This window comes from Sphingopyxis sp. GW821-FHT02C12, from assembly GCF_059421785.1.
Window position 1 is genome coordinate 815,631 of sequence record NZ_JBWKVQ010000002.1, and the last position, 16,671, is coordinate 832,301.

Here is a 16,671-nt window from a genome sequence, read left to right on the forward strand (position 1 = left end):
CGACCCGAGGGGACTATTTATTGCGCTAGGTGCGAGCGTGCCGCGCCGCTGTCAGGTCGGATGCGAGGAGAGGGCCATGGCGGAAAGCTGGGATTACATCGTCGTCGGCGCGGGATCGGCGGGCTGCGTGATGGCCGAACAATTGAGCGCCGATCCCGACGTCCGCGTGCTGCTGCTCGAAGCCGGCGGCCGCAACGACAGCCGCTGGGTCGCGATCCCGAAGGGGGTCGCGAAGCTCGTCACCAATCCCGACCATATCTGGGCCTATGGCGTGTCGCAGCCACGCGGCGACGGCGGCGCGCCGGGCGAGGTATGGATCCGCGGCAAGGGGCTGGGCGGATCGTCGGCGGTCAACGGCATGATCTGGAGCCGCGGCGAGCCCGCCGATTACGACGAATGGGAAAAGCTCGGCTGCACCGGCTGGACCGGCGCCGCGATGACCGACGCCTTTCGCAGCCTCGAGGATCATGGGCTGGGCGCGAGCGAAATGCGCGGGCGGGGCGGGCCGGTCGGGGTCGCGCCGAAGATCCACAGCTATCCGCTCGCCGAGACGATGGTGCAGGCGGGGATGGAGATGGGGTTGAAGCCGGTCGACGACCTCAATGCGTCGACGGCCGACCGCGTCGGTTTTTACGCGCACAATGTCCGGCGCGGACGCCGTGAGAGCGCGGCGACGACTTTCCTCGCGCGGGCGAAGAAGCGGCCGAACCTGCATGTCGTGACGCATGCCATGGCCGAACGGCTGGTCGTCGAGAATGGACGCGTGACGGGCGTGGAGGCGAAGGTTGCGGGTCAACCGCGCCGCTTCGATTGCGGCGGCGAGGTCATCGTCTGTGGCGGGACGCTCGAAAGCCCGTTGCTGCTGCAGCGGTCGGGGATCGGTCCCGCCGACGTGCTGCGCGCCGCCGGGGTCGAGCCGGTGTTCGATTCGCCCGACGTCGGCGGACGGCTGCGCGAACATCTGGGGTTCAGCATGCCGCACCGGCTGTCGCGCGATGTGGGCAGCAACCGCAGCTTTTACGGCCTCGGCCTGGCGCGCGCGATGGCGCAATATCTGCTGACGCGCGGCGGCATCATGGCGACCGGGCCGTTCGAGGTCGGCGCCTTCCTCAACCTGACCAGCCGCGACGGCCGGCCCGACCTGCAGCTCTATCTCGGCGGCTACACCTTCGCGCTCGGCGACGACAAGCATCCGGTGCCGCTCAGCACCATCGACCGCAAGCCGGGGATGACCATTTATGGCCAGTTGCTGCGGCTGACCAGCGAGGGCAGCATCCTGATCGCCGGTCCCGGCAGCGATGCCGCGCCCGATATCAAGCCCAACTGGCTATCGACCAAGGAAGATGAGCGAACGGCAATCGCGGCGGTCCATGCGATGCGACGCTATATGGCGCAGCCCGCGCTCGCCGATCTGGTCGAGCGCGAATTGCTGCCCGGTGCGGCGGTGCAGAGCGACGCCGAAATCCTTGCCGCCTTCCGCCGGCTCGCGACCTGCGGGCTGCACGGGGTCGGTACGTGCCGGATGGGCAGCGACAATCGCGCGGTTACCGATGCGCGGCTGCGCGTCAACGGCGTCGGGGGTCTGCGCGTCGTCGACTGTTCGGTGATGCCGTCGCCGGTGACCGGCAACACCAACGCCCCCGCGATGGCGCTGGCACTCCGCGCGGCGGGGCTGATCCACGAGGATCGGCGGCGATTGCGGGCGGTGGCTTAGACCCGTCATCGCGAGCGCAGCGAAGCAATCCAGAGCGGTTTACGCAACTCTGGATTGCTTCGCTGCGCTCGCAATGACGAAGTGGTTGAGCCTCAAACGCTCTCGCGCTCTTTCAGCCAACCGATCCCGCGGCGCAGCAGGTCGTAAAAGACCGGCAGGTCCCACGCGCAGCGATCGACCGTCGGCCACCAGTCCATCATCGGCTGCAGGTCGTAATGCCCCCGGCAATGGCCGAGCGTGAGGTACAGCACCGCGCCCGCGCCATGCTGTTTGATGTAGAAGACCGGATAGGTTCCCGGCGCATCCTCGGCCTCGACGAAGCCGGTGCCCGGCCCGGTGCACTCGGTGTCGAGCAGCACATGCAGGTCGCCATGTGTTTCGAGGTGATAAAGTTCGTCGGTGGTCTCGAAGGGTTCGATGCCTTTGGTCAGCGCGTGTTCGGGGTCGGCGACGCGCACCGTATAGGGTTCGATCGCGGGGTGGGTGATGAACTGCGAGCCGAGCAGGTCCATCATCAGCGGCGCCCAGCGCGGCGCGTCCCAGACGCCGGTATCGAGCAGGCGCAGGATCGAATTGGTGCCGTGCAGCGCATACCAGCGTCCGCCGCGCTTCAGCCAGTCGCGCAGCGCCTCCTGCGCCGGCAGCGACGGGGTGACGTCGCAGGTATAGCTGATGAGGATATCGGCGGCCTCGATCGCGGCGATATTGTCGTAATTTTCGAACACCCGGGTGCGGATGCGCGGGTCCTCGGCGAGCAGCTGGAGCAGTTCGAGCCGCGCGAAATCCATATCGTGCCAGACGCCGCCGCAGATCAGCACGCAATCGATGCGGGGCGGATGTTCGCTGTCGCTCATCGTCGGTCCTCTCCTCCTGTTATGGCGCCATCATGCGGGCATGATCCGCAGGCGTCACCTTGCTGTATTGATAGGTTCCCGTTCGCGCTGAAACTGGCAAGAGGGCAGGCGAGAGGAGAAGCGCGATGCAGCAACGACTGCAAGGCAGGGTGGCTTTGGTCACCGGCGGGACGAGCGGGATCGGCGCGGCGGCGGTGGCACGGCTGGCGAACGAAGGCGCGCGCGTCGTCTTCACCGGCTCGAACGCTGCGGCAGCGGCGAAGGTCGAAGCCGACACCGGCGCGATCTTCCGCACCCACCGCGTCGAGGACGCCGCGGCATGGCCCGCGCTGATGGCCGATATCGAGGCCGAATATGGCCGGCTCGACATCGCCTTCGCCAATGCCGGGACCGAGGCGGGCGACGCGAGCGTCGAGGATATCGACATCGCCGCGTGGAACCATATCGTAGCGGTCAACCAGACCGGGGTGATGCTGACCGTCCAGCACGCGATTCGCGCGATGGCGCGGAATCCCGGCGGCGCGGCAGGATCGATCATCGTCAATTCGTCGATGAACGCCCACCGCGCGATGGGCAATTATGCCGCTTACTCGGTGACCAAGGCCGCGGTCGTCGCGCTCGTCAAATCGGCGGCGATCCATTGCGCGGGCAAGGGATACAAGATTCGCGTCAACGCGGTCCTGCCGGGCGTCGTCGAAACCGACATGATCCGCGGCGTCATCGACCGTTCGCCCGACCCCGCCGCCGCGCGCGCGGCATTCGAGGGCATGGCGCCGATGAAGCGCATGGCGCAGCTCGATGAGGTGAGCGCGCTCGTCGCGTTCCTCGCGAGCGACGAGGCGGGTTTCATCTCGGGCGCCGACTATGTCATCGACGGCGCGACCACCGCGGGCATGATGGGGGTTTAACCCCGCTCGATCCGGTACAGCCCGCGATGCTCGCGCGGTTCGCTGCGTTCATATTGCGGCGGCACCGCGATCGTCGCGCCCAGCGCGGCGGCGGCGTGCCACGGCCAGCGCGGGTCGTAGAGCGCGGCGCGGGCGATCGCGACCATGTCGGCGTCGCCGTTCGCGACGATCGCCTCGGCCTGCGCGGCGTCGGTGATCAGCCCGACCGCGATCACCGGCATCGCGACCGCATCCTTGACCCGGCGCGCGAGCGGCACCTGATACCCCGGCGACAGCGCGATTTGCTGCGCCGGGTGCAGTCCGCCGCTCGACACGTTGATCGCCGCGCAGCCGCGCGCTTCGAGGGCGCGTGCGAAGGCGATCGTTTCCTCGATCGTCCAGCCGCCGTCGACCCAGTCGGTCCCCGACACGCGGACGGTGACCGGCCCCGCGAAAGCTCCGCGCACGGCGTCGAAGATTTCGAGCGGGAAGCGCATCCGGTTTTCGAGGCTGCCGCCATAGGAATCGTCGCGCCGGTTCGACAGCGGCGACAGGAACTGGTGGAGCAGATAGCCGTGCGCGGCGTGGAGTTGCACGGCGTCGATCCCGAGCCGGGCCGAACGCCGCGCGGCGTCGGCAAAGGCGGTGCGGATGCGGTCGAGCGCGGCGTCGTCGAGCGCGAGGGGCGCATTCTCCGCGTCGAGGAAGGGGATCGCCGATGGCGCGAGCGTTTGCCAGCCGTTCGCATCGCCGAGGGCGATCTGGCCGCCGCCGTCCCATGGCTTCGCGGTGCTCGCCTTGCGCCCGGCGTGGGCAAGCTGGATCGCGACGGGGATGTTGGAAAAGCGGCGGATCGACGTCAGCACCCGCGCCATCGCGGCTTCAGTTGCATCGTCGTAGAGCCCGACGTCGGCGTAGCTGATCCGGCCTTCGGGCGTCACCGCGGTCGCCTCGATCGTCAGCGCGCCGGCGCCCGACATCGCCAGCTGGCCGAGGTGGATCAGATGCCAGTCGGTCATGCAGCCATCGTCGGCGGAATATTGGCACATCGGCGCGATGACGATGCGGTTGGGCAGCGATAGTGCGCCGATGTCGATCGGGTTGAACAAATGGGCCAAGATCGCCTCCCGCTGGTGATGAGATGGGGACGCTCTAAACGAAAAGCCGGCGGGACCCATGATCAATTTTCCGAGTATCTTCGGCTGCAGGGAGGGCAAGCCCCAGCCCAAACCAAAGCCAAACTCGCAGCCGCGATAGCAAGACTATATTTCCTTCACGGAACGCCGTGATAAAGGAAGCGAACGGGCAAACGCGGACGCCCGTCCAGGCGGCTCGCCGCCCAAGTTCCGCTCCACGGGCCGCATTTCGCGGCAGGAGCGCGCTTGGCATGACGAATCTTGAACCTTCTCCCCCTTCGCTCGGACTTTTCCGGCTGTTCCTGAAGTTCCTGCGCTTCGGCTTCCTCGCATTCGGCGGGCCGGTCGCGCAGATCGCGATGGTGCGCCAGGTGCTTGTCGAGGAGGAGCGCTGGATCTCCTCGACGCGTTTCAACCGGCTGCTCGCGGTGATGCAGGTCTTGCCCGGGCCCGAGGCGCATGAACTGTGCGTCCATCTCGGCATGGTCGCGCGCGGGCGGATCGGCGGGCTGCTCGCCGGCCTGGGATTCATGCTGCCGGGTTTCTTCCTGATGCTGCTCGCCGCTTGGCTCTATGACAGCTGGATCGTCAGCCAGCCGGGGACGGCGAGCATCTTCTTCGGTGTCCAGGTCGCCGTGCTCGCGATTATCCTGCGCGCGGTGCAAAGGATCGGTAGCCATATCCTCGAGGATATGCCGCTCTGGATCATCGCGGGGGTCAGTTTTGCCGCGACGCTCGCCGGGGTGCCGTTCTGGATTCCGCTGCTGGCCGGCGGGCTGGTCTATGCCTTGTCGGCGCGCAAAACGCTTGCCGCGATGGTCCTCGTCGCGGCGGCGGCGCTGGCGTGGTTCATCCCGACGTCGAACGGCTTCCATCCCGCAGCGAGCGTGGTGGTGTCGGGTCCGGCGACGACGCTCGCCCTGTTCATCGCGGGGCTGAAGGGCGGGCTGCTGACCTTCGGCGGCGCCTATACCGCCATTCCCTATGTGCGCGCCGATACGGTCGGGCGCGGCTGGCTGTCCGACGGTTCGTTCCTCGACGGCGTCGCGCTGGCGGGCATCCTGCCCGCGCCGCTCGTCATCTTCGCGACCTTCGCAGGTTATGTCGCCGGCGGGTTCAGCGGGGCGATCGCGATCACCGTCGGCATGTTCCTTCCCGCCTTCGCCTTCTCGATGATCTTTTTCGAACGGCTGGAGGCGGTGGTCGAACATCCGGCGCTGCACCGCGTGCTCGCGGGCGTTGCGGCCGCGGTCGTCGGGGTCATCGCGGCGACTTTGGTCCAACTCGGCTGGTCGACCGCCGAGCGCGCGTCGGGGTTCGTGGCGCCGGTGCTGATCTTCGCGGTCGCGCTGGTTCTGGTGTGGAAATTGAAGGGCAAGTTCGTGATTCCGGCGCTGGTGCTGGCGGGCGGGGTCGCGGGCTGGCTGCTGGGCCTATGAGGCGCGCTCCGCCAGCACGTCATAGTGCCGCCCGAAGCCATAGCGGGTGAAGCGAGCAAAGCCCGCGCCGCGCAGCCGGGCCTCGATCGCCGCCGCGTCGGTCCAGCGGCGGTCGACCTCATAGAAGATCGCGGCGATGCGCGGCAGGTGCGTCGAGGCCGCCAGGGCTTCGATCACGGTTTCCTCATGTCCCTCGACGTCGACCTTGACGACCAGCGGGAAACGTTCGTCGATTGCCGCGTCGACATCGGCGATGCCGAGGATGCGGATCGTTTCGCCGCCCGCGCCGCCGTGGCGCAGGCTGGCCGTGCCGCTGTGCGCGGCGTCGGTGGCGATCGTCGCGGTGCCGGATTCGAGCGAGACCGCGGCATCGACGGCGCACACTTTTTCGCTGTCGCCGTTGAGCGCGATATTGTCGGCCAGCCGCGCGAACGTCGCGGCGACGGGTTCGAAGGCGGTGACGGTGCGGCAATGCGGATTGGCGGCGGCGATCAGGCTGTAGAGCCCCTGGTTGGCGCCGATGTCGATGAAAGAAAAGGGGCGGCGCTGGTCCGCCAGATAGTCGGCAAGGACGCGGCCATAGGTGGCGTGATAGCAATATTGGAAGGTGCGGTCGCGCCAGTTGGCGCGCATCAGCACGCCGTAGCGGGTGCGCACCGGATCGGCGGCGGTGCGGCGGAGCGCCGACAACAGCCGGGCGCGCCATTTGGCGAGCGTCTTGAACAGGCCATATTCGATGAAGGCGCCGACGGGCGCGGGGGCGGCGAGGCCGGTCATGCGCGCCCCATATAGTCGAGGATCGCGATCGCGGCGCGCTCGGACGAGGGACGCTCGTCGAGGTCGAAGCTATAGGCGAACTGGTCGCGCTGGCGGCGGCGGTCGGCGGGTTCGAGCATCGGCACCTCTTCGAAGGCGGCGGCGAAATCCTCGAGCGTCTCGACCACCGGACCCGCCTGCCAATGCGCGAAATCCTGATTGCCGCGCCAGGCGTGGCCGCGCGGGTTGAGGAAGACGCAGGGGCGCGGACGGCGGAGGAATTCATAAACCTGGCTGCTCGCGTCGCCGAGGTAGATATCAGCGGCGTCGGTGTAGGTCATGTCGAGGCTGGCCGGGCTACCGGTGTCGATCAGCATATGGTCGCGGTCGTAGTGCGCCGGATCGGGCAGCCGGTTCCAGCCGAGCGCGAAGGGCGACAGCGACGCGGTCACCCGTTTCTGGAACAGCATGACATGCGGCGCGAAGATCAGGTTATACTGGTCGCTCTGCGCGAACCAGTCGAGGATCTGCGGCCCCATGCGGTACCAACTGGACAGCGCGGGCGAAGGGTGCGGATTATAGAGGACGGTCGGCCGGTCCTTGACGAACAGCCGCGGGCGCGGGCTGCGCGGCGGCAGGTCGAACTTGGGATAGCCGACGATCGCATGGCCATCCTCGCGCAGCAGTCCGGCGTCGGCCAGCCGGTCGCGGATCTTCGCGCCCGACATCAGCACGAGGTCGAACTTGCCGCTCGCCTTGTCGAAGCCGATCGCGCGGTCGCCGGCGCCGTGGCGGGTGTGGATCAGCTTGAGATTGTCGAGCCCGAAATGCGTCTTGAGCAGCAGCGACGTCTTTTCGGGGACGACGAGCGCGTCTAGGTCGCGGAAATGGTCGAGGTTGCGGCGGAGGACCGAGAGGCTGTCGGTAGGGAGCGCGCGGCCGCTGGCTCGGTGCGTGGCCCGGGCCAGACGCGATGCCGGGCGCAGGCGGACGATGTCGGGGCGCGGCCCGGCTTCGCGATCGACGAGGCGGGTCACCTCGGCTTCGCTGCCAGCGGAGACGAGGATGCGGATGTCGGCGCGGTTCGACAGGCGTCGGAGCGCCAGCGCGACGGGGAGGGCGTGGGCGACCTGATGGCCGCCGCTGTGGTTGAACAGGAAACCGATGCGCATGGGGTCAGTCCTTGGGCTTGCGCCAGTCGAGCACCGGCCAGCCGCGCGCGGCGGCGATGGCGGCAAGCCGGGGCGAAGGGTTCACCGCGACGGGTTCGTCGCAGAGGTCGAAGAGCGGCAGGTCGGAGGCGTGGTCCGAAAAGAAGCGGATATGCGCGGCGTCGCGGGCGATGCCGGCGCGCGCGAGGAAAGCCTGAACCATCGCGCATTTGTCGGCGCCGTAGCAGTTGGTGCCGGTGATCGCGGGGACGAGGTGGCCATCGCGCCACGACGAGCCCGTCGCGACGACATCGCCGATGCCGAGCCGGCGGGCGAGCGCGGCGGTGTAGAAATGCGGCGCCGCGGTCGCGAGCAGGATGCGGCGGCCGGCGGCGCGTTCGCGCTCGATCAGGGCGAGGCCCTGGCGATAGAGGCCGCGCGCGACGAGGTGCTGGGCGAAGCGATCGGCGAGGCGCGCGGCCTCGCGCTCGGGCAGCGCACTGCCGAGCGCGACCCGGTGCATCGCCTGCTTCATCCGGCAACGCGGCAGCAGCTTCAGCGCATAGAGCAGCGCGAGAGGCAGCAGCAGCGGCACGAGCAGCATTCGCCAGGGCGCGCGCGTGCGCGCCGCGAAGAAGAGAAAGGGGGTGTAGGTCGGCAGGATGGAGAGGGTGCGGTCGAGGTCGAAGACCGACAGCAGGGCCGGAGCCGGCGCGATGACGGTTTGCGGTGCCCGCGCCGCAATATGCATTTCCGCCCGACCCATGTTCTGCTCCTTGTCCGGAGCGAGCCATGGCGGCGGCGGTTATCGCCTTGGTGGGCCGAAGATTTGATTTTGGCCATGTTTGGCATCGCGGGGCGAAGATGACGAAAATCAAATGTTCGAAAGCGTGGCGGTGCGCCGCCCGCTTGCCTAAGGGAAGGGGATGCAAATCCTGGTGATCGAGGATGATGCCCGCGTCGCGGAGCATATCGGCAAGGGGCTGAAAAGCGCCGGCCATGTCGTCACGCACGAAGCCGACGGCCGCGCCGGGCTGATCCGCGCCACCACCGACGGTTTCGACCTGATCATCGTCGACCGCATGCTGCCCCATGTCGACGGGCTGACGATCGTGCAGACGATCCGCGCGACAGGCGACGCGACGCCGATCCTGTTCCTGAGCGCGCTGGGCGAGGTCGACGAACGCGTCGCGGGACTGCGCGCCGGCGGCGACGATTATCTGACCAAGCCTTTTGCGATGTCCGAACTGCTCGCGCGTGTCGACGTGCTCGCGCGGCGCGGGCCGGCGATCGTCGCCGAAACGAAGCTTGCGGTCGGCGACCTCGAAATCGACCTGCTCGGCCAGCAGGTGAAACGGCAGGGCAAGGCGATCGACCTGACGACGCGCGAATATCGCATCCTGACCTATCTCGCGCGCAACGAGGGACGGGTGGTGACCCGGTCGATGCTGCTCGAACATGTGTGGGACTATCAGTTCGACCCGCAGACCAATATCATCGATCAGCATGTCAGCCGGTTAAGGCAAAAGGTCGATCGCGGCTTCGACGCGGCGCTGATCCACACGGTGCGCGGCACCGGTTATCTGATGCGCGCGGGATGAGCGGCGGGCGCCTGCGACGCGTCCTGCGCAGCCTGACCTTTCGGCTCGGGCTGATCTATGTCGCGTTGTTCGTGACGTCATTGGCCCTGCTGTTCGGCACCGCCTGGTGGATCGGGGTCCATCGCCCGCTGACCGCCGAAGCCGACCGGGTGCGCGCCGAAGCCGCGGCGCTGGTTCGCGTCGACGCGGACGAAGGGCGCACGGCGTTGATCCGGGCGCTCTACCGGCGGCGCGAAGCGGCCGGACGGACGCGCGCCTTCCACGCGCTGGTCGGTAGCGGCGGTGTCGTCGCGACGGCCAATCTGCCGAGCTGGCCGCGCGAGCAGATCGCGGGATGGCAGTTGCTGGAGGCCGACCTTTATTTCGAAGGGCAGGAGATCGATTTCGAAGCGCTGGTCGTCGAGCGCCGCCTGGCCGACGGCGCGCGCCTCATCGTCGGGCGCGATGTCGAGGAAATCGACGACCGCGACGAGATGTTCACGCTCAATTCGGCGTGGATGATCGCGATCGCGGCGCTGCTCGCGGTCGGTGGCAGCCTGGCGATGGGCGCGGCGATCAGCCGACGCATCGACGCGGTGACCCGCACGGCGCGGCGCGTGATGGCAGGCAGCCTGACCGAGCGTATCCCGCTGCGCGGCACCGGCGACGATTTCGACGAGCTGGCCGAAACGCTCAACCTGATGCTCGGGCGGATCGAGGAAGCGGTCGAGTCGGTGCGGCGGGTGTCGGACAATGTCGCGCATGAACTGCGCACCCCGCTGGCGCGGCTTCACGCCGACCTTGACGAACTGCGCACGGCCGACAACGACGCCGAGCGCGAGCGGCTCGCCGAACAGGCGGTCGCCGAAGCCGAACGGTTGCAGGCGATCTTCGATGCGCTGCTGCGGATCGCGCGGATCGAGAGCGGACGGCATTTCGCCGGGATGAAGCCGGTCGACCTTTCGCTGTTGCTCGCCGACGCGGTCGAACTGCACGGACCCGACGCCGAGGATCATGCCCAGACGATCGCCGCGCGGATCGCACCGGGGCTGACCATGGAGGCCGACCGTAACCTGCTGTTCCAGGCGATTTCGAACCTGCTCGACAATGCGGTCAAATATGGCGGCGAGGGCGGCAGCATCCGTGTCGAGGCCGATAGCGTCGGCGGGCGTCCGCGTATCGCGATCAGCGACAGCGGGCCGGGGATCGCGCCCGCCTATCGCGAGCGGGTGAAGGAACGTTTCTTTCGCCTGCCCGAGACGGCGGCGCAACCGGGCACCGGGCTGGGCCTGCCGCTCGTCGCGGCGATCGTCGCGCTGCACGAGGGGCGGATGGCGATCGGCGACGCCGCGCCGGGGACGAAGGTCGTGCTCACCTTCTGACCCCTATTGTCGCGGCGCGATCGGCGCGTTCGCGTCAGAACAGATGGATGTCGTGCCGCTGCAATCCAATCTGCCAGTCGGTCCATTGATCGGGTGCGGTATCCGCCGTCCAATGCGAGGCAAATCCGCCGGTGTCGAACACCAGGCTATCGTGTCCGGTCGTGCCGGAACCGACAGGCGCCAGGAACAGATCGCCGCCCCAGTCGCCGCCCCAGCCGCCGGACGCCATCAGCAGGTCACCGGCCGCCGCACCCTGCGCCGCCGGGCTGGCATAGATGAAATCGCCCGACTGCAATTGCGCCCTGGTCACGCCGCGCAGCGTCACCAGATCGCCGCCGCCCAGATCGATGACCGCGTTGCCGCCGACATCCTGGGTCGCATCGATCACAGCCTGATAGTCCAGAAATCCGCGCTGCGAGAGGTCGATCCTGTCGGTTCCCGACAAGAAATCGGTGATCAGATCCTGGCCTGAATCCGCGAAGAAGCGGAAGATGTCGGCGCCGCCGCGGCCGGCGAACTGGTCGTTGCCCTGGCCGCCAACCATGGTGTCGTTGCCCTCCCCGCCGCGCAGCACGAAAGTCCCGTTGGTTTCGGCCGATCCGTCGAAGTTCAGGGTCTCGGTCGCCCCAAGCGGCTTGGCATCGACGATCAGCTGCGCGCCGCTGGCGACATTGCCGTCGACGGTCGTGATAACGTAGCTGTAGGTGTTTCCGGCGGTATCGCGGAAGCTCGTGTCGCTGCCCGACAACAGATTGATGCGCTCGATACTGACCAGGCTGGTCGCGGCGAAGGTCAGGCCCGCGCTGTAATTGCCCTGCAACACAAGCGTGTCGGTGTGGCCGCCGCCATTGACCCGATCCGCGGCGGTCATCGCGGCACCGAAGTAGAAGAGGTCGTTGCCGACAAGCCCCGACACGGTGTCGTCGCCGCCTTGCGACAGGTTGAAGATGTCGTTGGCCGTGGTGCCGGTGATGACATTGTTGGCGCCATTGCCATGCAGTTCGTCGCCCGGGCCTTCGAGACCGCGGACCATCACGGTGACCGTGGCGGTCGACCCGCCGACCAGGCTATAGGTGAAGGTGTCGGGTACATAGCCGTTGGCCGCGCCGAGCTGTATCGCCAGCGTGTTCTTGATCAGATAGTCGAACTTGTGGTTCGGGTCGTAGGTATAGGTCCCGTCGCTGTTCACCGTCAGCAGCGCGCCCGAAGGCAAGGTGATCGGGGTGCCGAAGGTGATCACGTCGCCATTGACCGAGCGGACGACCGCGGACTGGCCACCCGATGCCACGATATCGTTGGCGATCAGATTGCCGCTGACGGTCACATTCTCGCGAACCTGCGTCGTTTCGCCGACCGCCGTCGCCCGGGCGCCGATCAGCGCTTCCAGCGCGGCATCGGCCTGGATCAGCCCCCAGCCGGTGTCGATGTCGTAACCCGTGCCCGTGAGCACGCCGATGTTGTGGGTCGGGCGGCCGGTGGCGAGCGCCTGGATATCGATCGCGGTCGTTTCGAGCGCGGCCTGGATTTGCGCCGGGGTCGCATTCGGCGCCGCTTGAAGCAGCAGCGCCGCGATCGCGGCGGCATTGGGCGCCGCCGCCGACGTGCCGTAGAAATTGGGCAGGGTGTCGAGGTCGCTGCTGATGTCGCTGCCGAAGAAGGTGTTGTTGCCGCCGTCGGCCATCGTGATGTCGACGGTGGTGCGCGTCTCGGGCGTCGCCAGCGCATTGCCGTCGGTGTCGAAATAGATTTGCTGACCGCCGCGCGAGGTGAAGTTTTCGCCTAGCGGCGGGCTTTGGCCAAAGGCGGGGGTGTTGAACCAGTCCGCCGCCGCGACGCCGATCGCGCCCGCCGCGTTCGAATGGCCGAACGAGGTCGAGCTGTTGGTGGCATATTCGCTCGCCGACCAGGTGCCGCCGAAGGTGACATATTTGATGAAGGTCGGATTGGTGCCGACAGGATCGACGCCGATCGAGAGGGTGAAGCTGCCGTTGCCGTTCAACTGCGCGAGTTCGAGGGCGTCGGCGTTGATATTGTTGCTGTCGATGATCGTGATCACCGTGCCGTTGGTCTGGCGGAAGATAAGCGCCAGGTCGGAATTCCCGCCGACCCCGCTCGCCGAGAAGAAGGATTGCGCCCATTGCAGGTCGTAGATGACCGAGCCGGTCTGCGACATCAACTGGGTCGAATCGACCCCGGCGCCGGGATCGAAATCGTGCAGGCGATAGGTGATGCCGTTGGCGGTAAAGGTCTCGCCCGAATCGCGGAACACCGATTCATAGGAGCGCTGCGCCTGATTGCCCGCCGACGAGAAATATTGGACGCCGCCCGTCGTCACCGCATCGACCGCCTGTGCGATGATGCCGTCCTGGAACATCGGTTCGGCAAAATAGATGATGTCGTCGACGATGATATGGGCGCCGGCGTCGGCGAGCGCCTGGATGCCCGCGGCGAACACCGCCTGACCGCCCTGCGCGGTGTGGAACGACAGAGTCGCGCCTGGCGCGATGTCGTGCGCGAGCTGCATCATCGCGCGGCCTTCGTCGCGGTTCTGGGCGAGGGTGCTGTCGAGCAGCACCTCCACCCCGGCGGGCAGGTCGCCGCTGGCGACGTCCTGCGCATAGTGGATGGTCAGCGCGGCGCCCGTGGTGGTCAGCGTCGCGGTGTTGAAGCTGTCGGAGATGAAGCCGATCTTCACACCACTGCCGTCGAGGCCGTAATGATTCTGCACCAAATCGGCGTTGCCCGAAAAGACGTTCTGGCTTTGCACCGAACCGGCGCTCGACATCGAATAGGCCGGCCGCGCGAAATTCAGGTTGGCGAGCGCCGCCAGATCGTCGATCGCGCTGAGTGGAATATAGCCGCCGACGAGCGCGCCATAGGCGATGCCGCCTTCGAAGCCGAGCGCTTCGAGCTGCGCGAGCAAGGCCGCACCATTGCCGTCGAGTGCGGTCGCGTCGATCGCGACATAGCCCTCGACGACCGGCGCGATGCTGTTGCTGCTCTGAAAATCGGCGAGCGCGCTGGCGCGCGCGGTGTCGTTCAGCCCCATCACCGCGAGGCTCGATTCGACGAACAGGTCGCCGAGGCCGAACTGCAATTTGCCGAAATCGGCATCCGCGGCGACCATGCCGGCCGACGTCAGGGTGGACAGGTGGGTGGCGGACAGCGCGGACTTGGAGTCACCCCAGCCGACGGTAAAGATCGGTCCGGCATCGACGGCGCCGCCGTCCGTGGCGCCCGGTTTCGCTGCCTGCGCTGCGGTGTCGCTTTGGCGCGACGAAAGGGTTTGACGGCCCGCCGACTGGTTGTCGCCCGGCAACGCCTTGTTCGCCCGGCCACCCAATGTGGCCGTGTCATATGCATCGATTTTCATGTCAGCCCCCTGACTATCAAGTTGGCCGCGATGTCCTGGTCCGGCATCGAACGCCAACGGTCGCGACTCGCGCGAACGGAGCATCGTCTCAGAAAAATCGAATCGATACTAGGGGGTTAACTTTACGGCGCTATTACTTTACTTCTTCTCGACCAGTTCGCGCAGCAGAAAGGCGTGAAGCATCGCGGCGCGGATCGCGTCTTCGGCATGGTCGGCGCCGACCGAATGGCCGCCCTCCATATATTCGTGATAATAGACGCGATTGCCGAGTTCCTTCAGTCGCGCGGCGAATTTGCGCGCGTGGCCGGGGTGGACGCGATCGTCCTTGGTCGACAAATAGAGGAAGATCGGCGGATATTTTACGCCCTTCCTGATGTTCTGGTATGGCGAATATTTCGACATGAAGGCCCAGTCCTCGGGCACGTCGGGATCGCCATATTCGGCGACCCACGAGGCGCCGGCGAGCAGCTTGTTGTAGCGCTGCATATCCTTCAGCGGCGAACCCGAAATGACCGCGCCATAGAGGTCGGGCCGCTGTTCCATCGCCGCGCCGACAAGAACACCGCCGTTCGAACGGCCCGAAATGGCGATCTTGCCCTTGGCGCTGACCCCGGTGGCGACCAGATCCTCGGCGACCGCGTGCAGGTCGTCGAAGCTGTTCTGGCGCTTCTCGCGAAGCGCCGCCTGATGCCAGGCGGGACCATATTCGCCGCCGCCGCGGATGTTGGCGAGGACATAGGCATTGCCGTCCTCGACCCAGAAGAGGCCGAGCGGACCGGCGCGATAGGGCTGGCCGGTGAGATAGCCCGGCGTCTGCGCGGCGCGAAAGCCGCCATAGGCATGGACGAGCGCGGCGACGGGGCCGGTGGCGCCGGTCTTGCGGACGAGGAAATAGGGAATTTTCGTCCCGTCTTTCGACGTCGCGAAGCGCTTTTCGACGGTCATGTCCTTGGCGTCGAAGGTCGCGGGCAGGCTCTGCACCGCCGCGGCCGCCTTGCCCTCCGACACCGCGTAAAGCGTCGGCGGCATCAGCATCGTTTCGGCGGTCGCGAGGATGATGTCGCGCTTTGCGACGGCACCGGCGATCGTTACCGTCGCATTGTCGGCGAGCGCGACGTCCTTCTGGCTCCATTTGCCGGTATGGGGGTCGCGGCGCAACGCGAACAGCTTGCCCTCGACATCGTCGAGCGCCTTCACCCACAGGATATTGTCGGTCGCGGCGACATCTTCGATCGCCTGCGCGCTCGTCGGCGTCATTGCGGTGACGATGGGCATCTGACGGTCGGCCGACATATCCTCGAGCGACAACGACACGAGCGACCCCGCGGCGATGCCCGCCCATTCCTTGTTGAGGAAGATGACGAGCTGGCCGTCGATGACGTCGCGCACGCTCGCGGTGTCGGGGACGATCGTCGAGATATAGCGCGACGCGTCGATGTTCGGCAGCTTGTAATCGGCGGTGTAGAAGGTCTTGCCGCGGCTGATCATCGGCCAGCGCTTGTCGCCGTCGGTGAAGGCGAAGACGTTCATGCCGACGTCTTCGGTTTCTCCTTCGGCGACCGTCTCGGCCGATGCCAGCGCCGTGCCGCGCTTCCAGCGCTTAACGATGCGCGGATAACCCGACGCGGTCATGCTGCCTTCGCCATAATCGGTCGCGACGAGCAGGGTGTCGGCATTTTCCCACGTCACGCTGCTCTTGGCGAGCGGAACGGTGAAGCCCCCGTCGAAGAATTTTCCGGTGCTGCGGTCCCATTCGCGGACGATATCGGCGTCGGTGCCGCCGGGGCTGAGCGAGACGAGGCAGCGCGTATAGGCTGGGGCGAGGCAGTCGGCGCCGTGCCAGACCCAACTCTGCTTCTCGGCCTTGCCGAGCGCGTCGACGTCGATCAGCGTCTTCCACTCGGGCTTGCCCGCGAGATACGCGTCGAGCGGACTCTGCCGCCAGATTCCGCGGGGGTTGGCGGCGTCGCGCCAGAAATTGGTGATCGTGGGGCCCATCACTTCGCCGGGCATTGCGATCTGGCGGTCGTCGTCGAGAATGTTGCGCGCGCGCTTGCGATCGGCCTCGAAACCGGGGCGCGACAGGAGCAGCGTGTCGGTCTCGGCATTTTCCTTTTTGACCCAGTCGAGCGACTTCTGGCCGTCGATGTCCTCGAGCCAGAGATAGGGGTCTTTGGCCTCTTTCTCGGCGGCGACTGCGATGGTGGCGAAGGAACAGCTCAAGGCGAGCCCGGCAAGTGTAACGCGGATCATATCTGGAAATCTCCCCGGGGTGTGCTGCTGTGCTAGCACCTCGATACAGCCCAGGGGAAGAGCCGCCGCTGCAATATAAGCCTCGTCTTTGCGAGCGAAGCGAAGCAATCCAGGGCGGTTACCGTACACTCTGGATTGCCGCGTCG

General features: G+C 66.9%; 12 protein-coding genes. 5 read left to right on the forward strand and 7 right to left on the reverse strand.

Annotated features, from left to right (window positions below; genetic code table 11):
- Positions 1–76: 76 nt before the first annotated feature.
- Positions 77–1,714 carry a GMC family oxidoreductase gene (locus tag AC07U1_RS19185; protein ID WP_495177867.1) on the forward strand — a complete coding sequence of 546 codons (1,638 nt, stop codon included), beginning with the start codon at positions 77–79 and terminating at the stop codon, positions 1,712–1,714.
- 92 nt (positions 1,715–1,806) lie between these two features.
- On the opposite strand, the gene AC07U1_RS19190 is transcribed toward AC07U1_RS19185, so the two are convergent.
- The gene (locus AC07U1_RS19190) at positions 1,807–2,568 is read right to left on the reverse strand and encodes a ThuA domain-containing protein (RefSeq protein WP_495177866.1); all 762 of its coding nucleotides are present in this window, start codon (positions 2,566–2,568) and stop codon (positions 1,807–1,809) included.
- A 125-nt stretch (positions 2,569–2,693) separates the two neighbouring features.
- On the opposite strand from AC07U1_RS19190, the gene AC07U1_RS19195 reads away from it, so the two are divergent.
- Positions 2,694–3,476, forward strand: a complete 783-nt coding sequence (locus AC07U1_RS19195; protein ID WP_495177865.1) for an SDR family NAD(P)-dependent oxidoreductase — start codon at positions 2,694–2,696, stop codon at positions 3,474–3,476.
- Here AC07U1_RS19195 and AC07U1_RS19200 read toward each other — a convergent pair.
- Positions 3,473–4,573, reverse strand: coding sequence for an NADH:flavin oxidoreductase/NADH oxidase (locus AC07U1_RS19200; protein ID WP_495177864.1), 1,101 nt, complete (start codon positions 4,571–4,573; stop codon positions 3,473–3,475). The two genes, AC07U1_RS19195 and AC07U1_RS19200, sit on opposite strands and share 4 nt — an antisense overlap.
- Positions 4,574–4,842: 269 nt before the next feature.
- Between AC07U1_RS19200 and chrA the strand changes: the two genes are divergently transcribed.
- Entirely contained in the window at positions 4,843–6,030 is a 1,188-nt protein-coding gene (gene chrA, locus AC07U1_RS19205; protein ID WP_495177863.1) for a chromate efflux transporter, read from the forward strand.
- Here the strand turns inward: chrA and AC07U1_RS19210 are convergent.
- From AC07U1_RS19210 to AC07U1_RS19220, 3 genes are read right to left on the reverse strand one after another with little or no spacing between them, the layout of a single operon-like run.
- Positions 6,025–6,807: an FkbM family methyltransferase gene (locus tag AC07U1_RS19210; RefSeq protein WP_495177862.1), complete on the reverse strand. Its 783-nt coding sequence runs from the start codon at positions 6,805–6,807 to the stop codon at positions 6,025–6,027. The two genes, chrA and AC07U1_RS19210, sit on opposite strands and share 6 nt — an antisense overlap.
- Positions 6,804–7,958: a CDP-glycerol glycerophosphotransferase family protein gene (locus AC07U1_RS19215; RefSeq protein ID WP_495177861.1), complete on the reverse strand. Its 1,155-nt coding sequence runs from the start codon at positions 7,956–7,958 to the stop codon at positions 6,804–6,806. Before AC07U1_RS19215 ends, AC07U1_RS19210 begins: the two co-directional genes overlap by 4 nt.
- A 4-nt stretch (positions 7,959–7,962) precedes the next feature.
- The gene (locus tag AC07U1_RS19220) at positions 7,963–8,703 is read right to left on the reverse strand and encodes an HAD family hydrolase (protein WP_495177860.1); all 741 of its coding nucleotides are present in this window, start codon (positions 8,701–8,703) and stop codon (positions 7,963–7,965) included.
- Between the two features lie 160 nt (positions 8,704–8,863).
- On the opposite strand from AC07U1_RS19220, the gene AC07U1_RS19225 reads away from it, so the two are divergent.
- Positions 8,864–9,538 carry a response regulator transcription factor gene (locus AC07U1_RS19225; protein ID WP_056350469.1) on the forward strand — a complete coding sequence of 225 codons (675 nt, stop codon included), beginning with the start codon at positions 8,864–8,866 and terminating at the stop codon, positions 9,536–9,538.
- Positions 9,535–10,899, forward strand: coding sequence for a sensor histidine kinase (locus AC07U1_RS19230; RefSeq protein WP_495177859.1), 1,365 nt, complete (start codon positions 9,535–9,537; stop codon positions 10,897–10,899). Before AC07U1_RS19225 ends, AC07U1_RS19230 begins: the two co-directional genes overlap by 4 nt.
- A 34-nt stretch (positions 10,900–10,933) precedes the next feature.
- Here AC07U1_RS19230 and AC07U1_RS19235 read toward each other — a convergent pair whose 3' ends face one another.
- Together AC07U1_RS19235 and AC07U1_RS19240 are read right to left on the reverse strand one after the other, a co-directional pair.
- Positions 10,934–14,272 carry a S8 family serine peptidase gene (locus tag AC07U1_RS19235; protein ID WP_495177858.1) on the reverse strand — a complete coding sequence of 1,113 codons (3,339 nt, stop codon included), beginning with the start codon at positions 14,270–14,272 and terminating at the stop codon, positions 10,934–10,936.
- A 138-nt stretch (positions 14,273–14,410) separates the two neighbouring features.
- Positions 14,411–16,525 (reverse strand): prolyl oligopeptidase family serine peptidase, encoded by a 2,115-nt coding sequence (locus AC07U1_RS19240; protein WP_495177857.1) that lies wholly within the window; start codon positions 16,523–16,525, stop codon positions 14,411–14,413.
- Positions 16,526–16,671 lie beyond the last annotated feature (146 nt).

What these genes read in the sequence shown, in the direction of transcription:
- AC07U1_RS19185 (WP_495177867.1), top strand. Translation starts at nt 77, where the DNA reads ATGGCGGAAAGCTGGGATTACATCGTCGTCGGCGCGGGATCGGCGGGC.
- AC07U1_RS19190 (WP_495177866.1), bottom strand. Translation starts at nt 2,568, where the DNA reads ATGAGCGACAGCGAACATCCGCCCCGCATCGATTGCGTGCTGATCTGC.
- AC07U1_RS19195 (WP_495177865.1), top strand. Translation starts at nt 2,694, where the DNA reads ATGCAGCAACGACTGCAAGGCAGGGTGGCTTTGGTCACCGGCGGGACG.
- chrA (WP_495177863.1), top strand. Translation starts at nt 4,843, where the DNA reads ATGACGAATCTTGAACCTTCTCCCCCTTCGCTCGGACTTTTCCGGCTG.
- AC07U1_RS19210 (WP_495177862.1), bottom strand. Translation starts at nt 6,807, where the DNA reads ATGACCGGCCTCGCCGCCCCCGCGCCCGTCGGCGCCTTCATCGAATAT.
- AC07U1_RS19215 (WP_495177861.1), bottom strand. Translation starts at nt 7,958, where the DNA reads ATGCGCATCGGTTTCCTGTTCAACCACAGCGGCGGCCATCAGGTCGCC.
- AC07U1_RS19220 (WP_495177860.1), bottom strand. Translation starts at nt 8,703, where the DNA reads ATGGGTCGGGCGGAAATGCATATTGCGGCGCGGGCACCGCAAACCGTC.
- AC07U1_RS19225 (WP_056350469.1), top strand. Translation starts at nt 8,864, where the DNA reads ATGCAAATCCTGGTGATCGAGGATGATGCCCGCGTCGCGGAGCATATC.
- AC07U1_RS19230 (WP_495177859.1), top strand. Translation starts at nt 9,535, where the DNA reads ATGAGCGGCGGGCGCCTGCGACGCGTCCTGCGCAGCCTGACCTTTCGG.
- AC07U1_RS19235 (WP_495177858.1), bottom strand. Translation starts at nt 14,272, where the DNA reads ATGAAAATCGATGCATATGACACGGCCACATTGGGTGGCCGGGCGAAC.
- AC07U1_RS19240 (WP_495177857.1), bottom strand. Translation starts at nt 16,525, where the DNA reads ATGATCCGCGTTACACTTGCCGGGCTCGCCTTGAGCTGTTCCTTCGCC.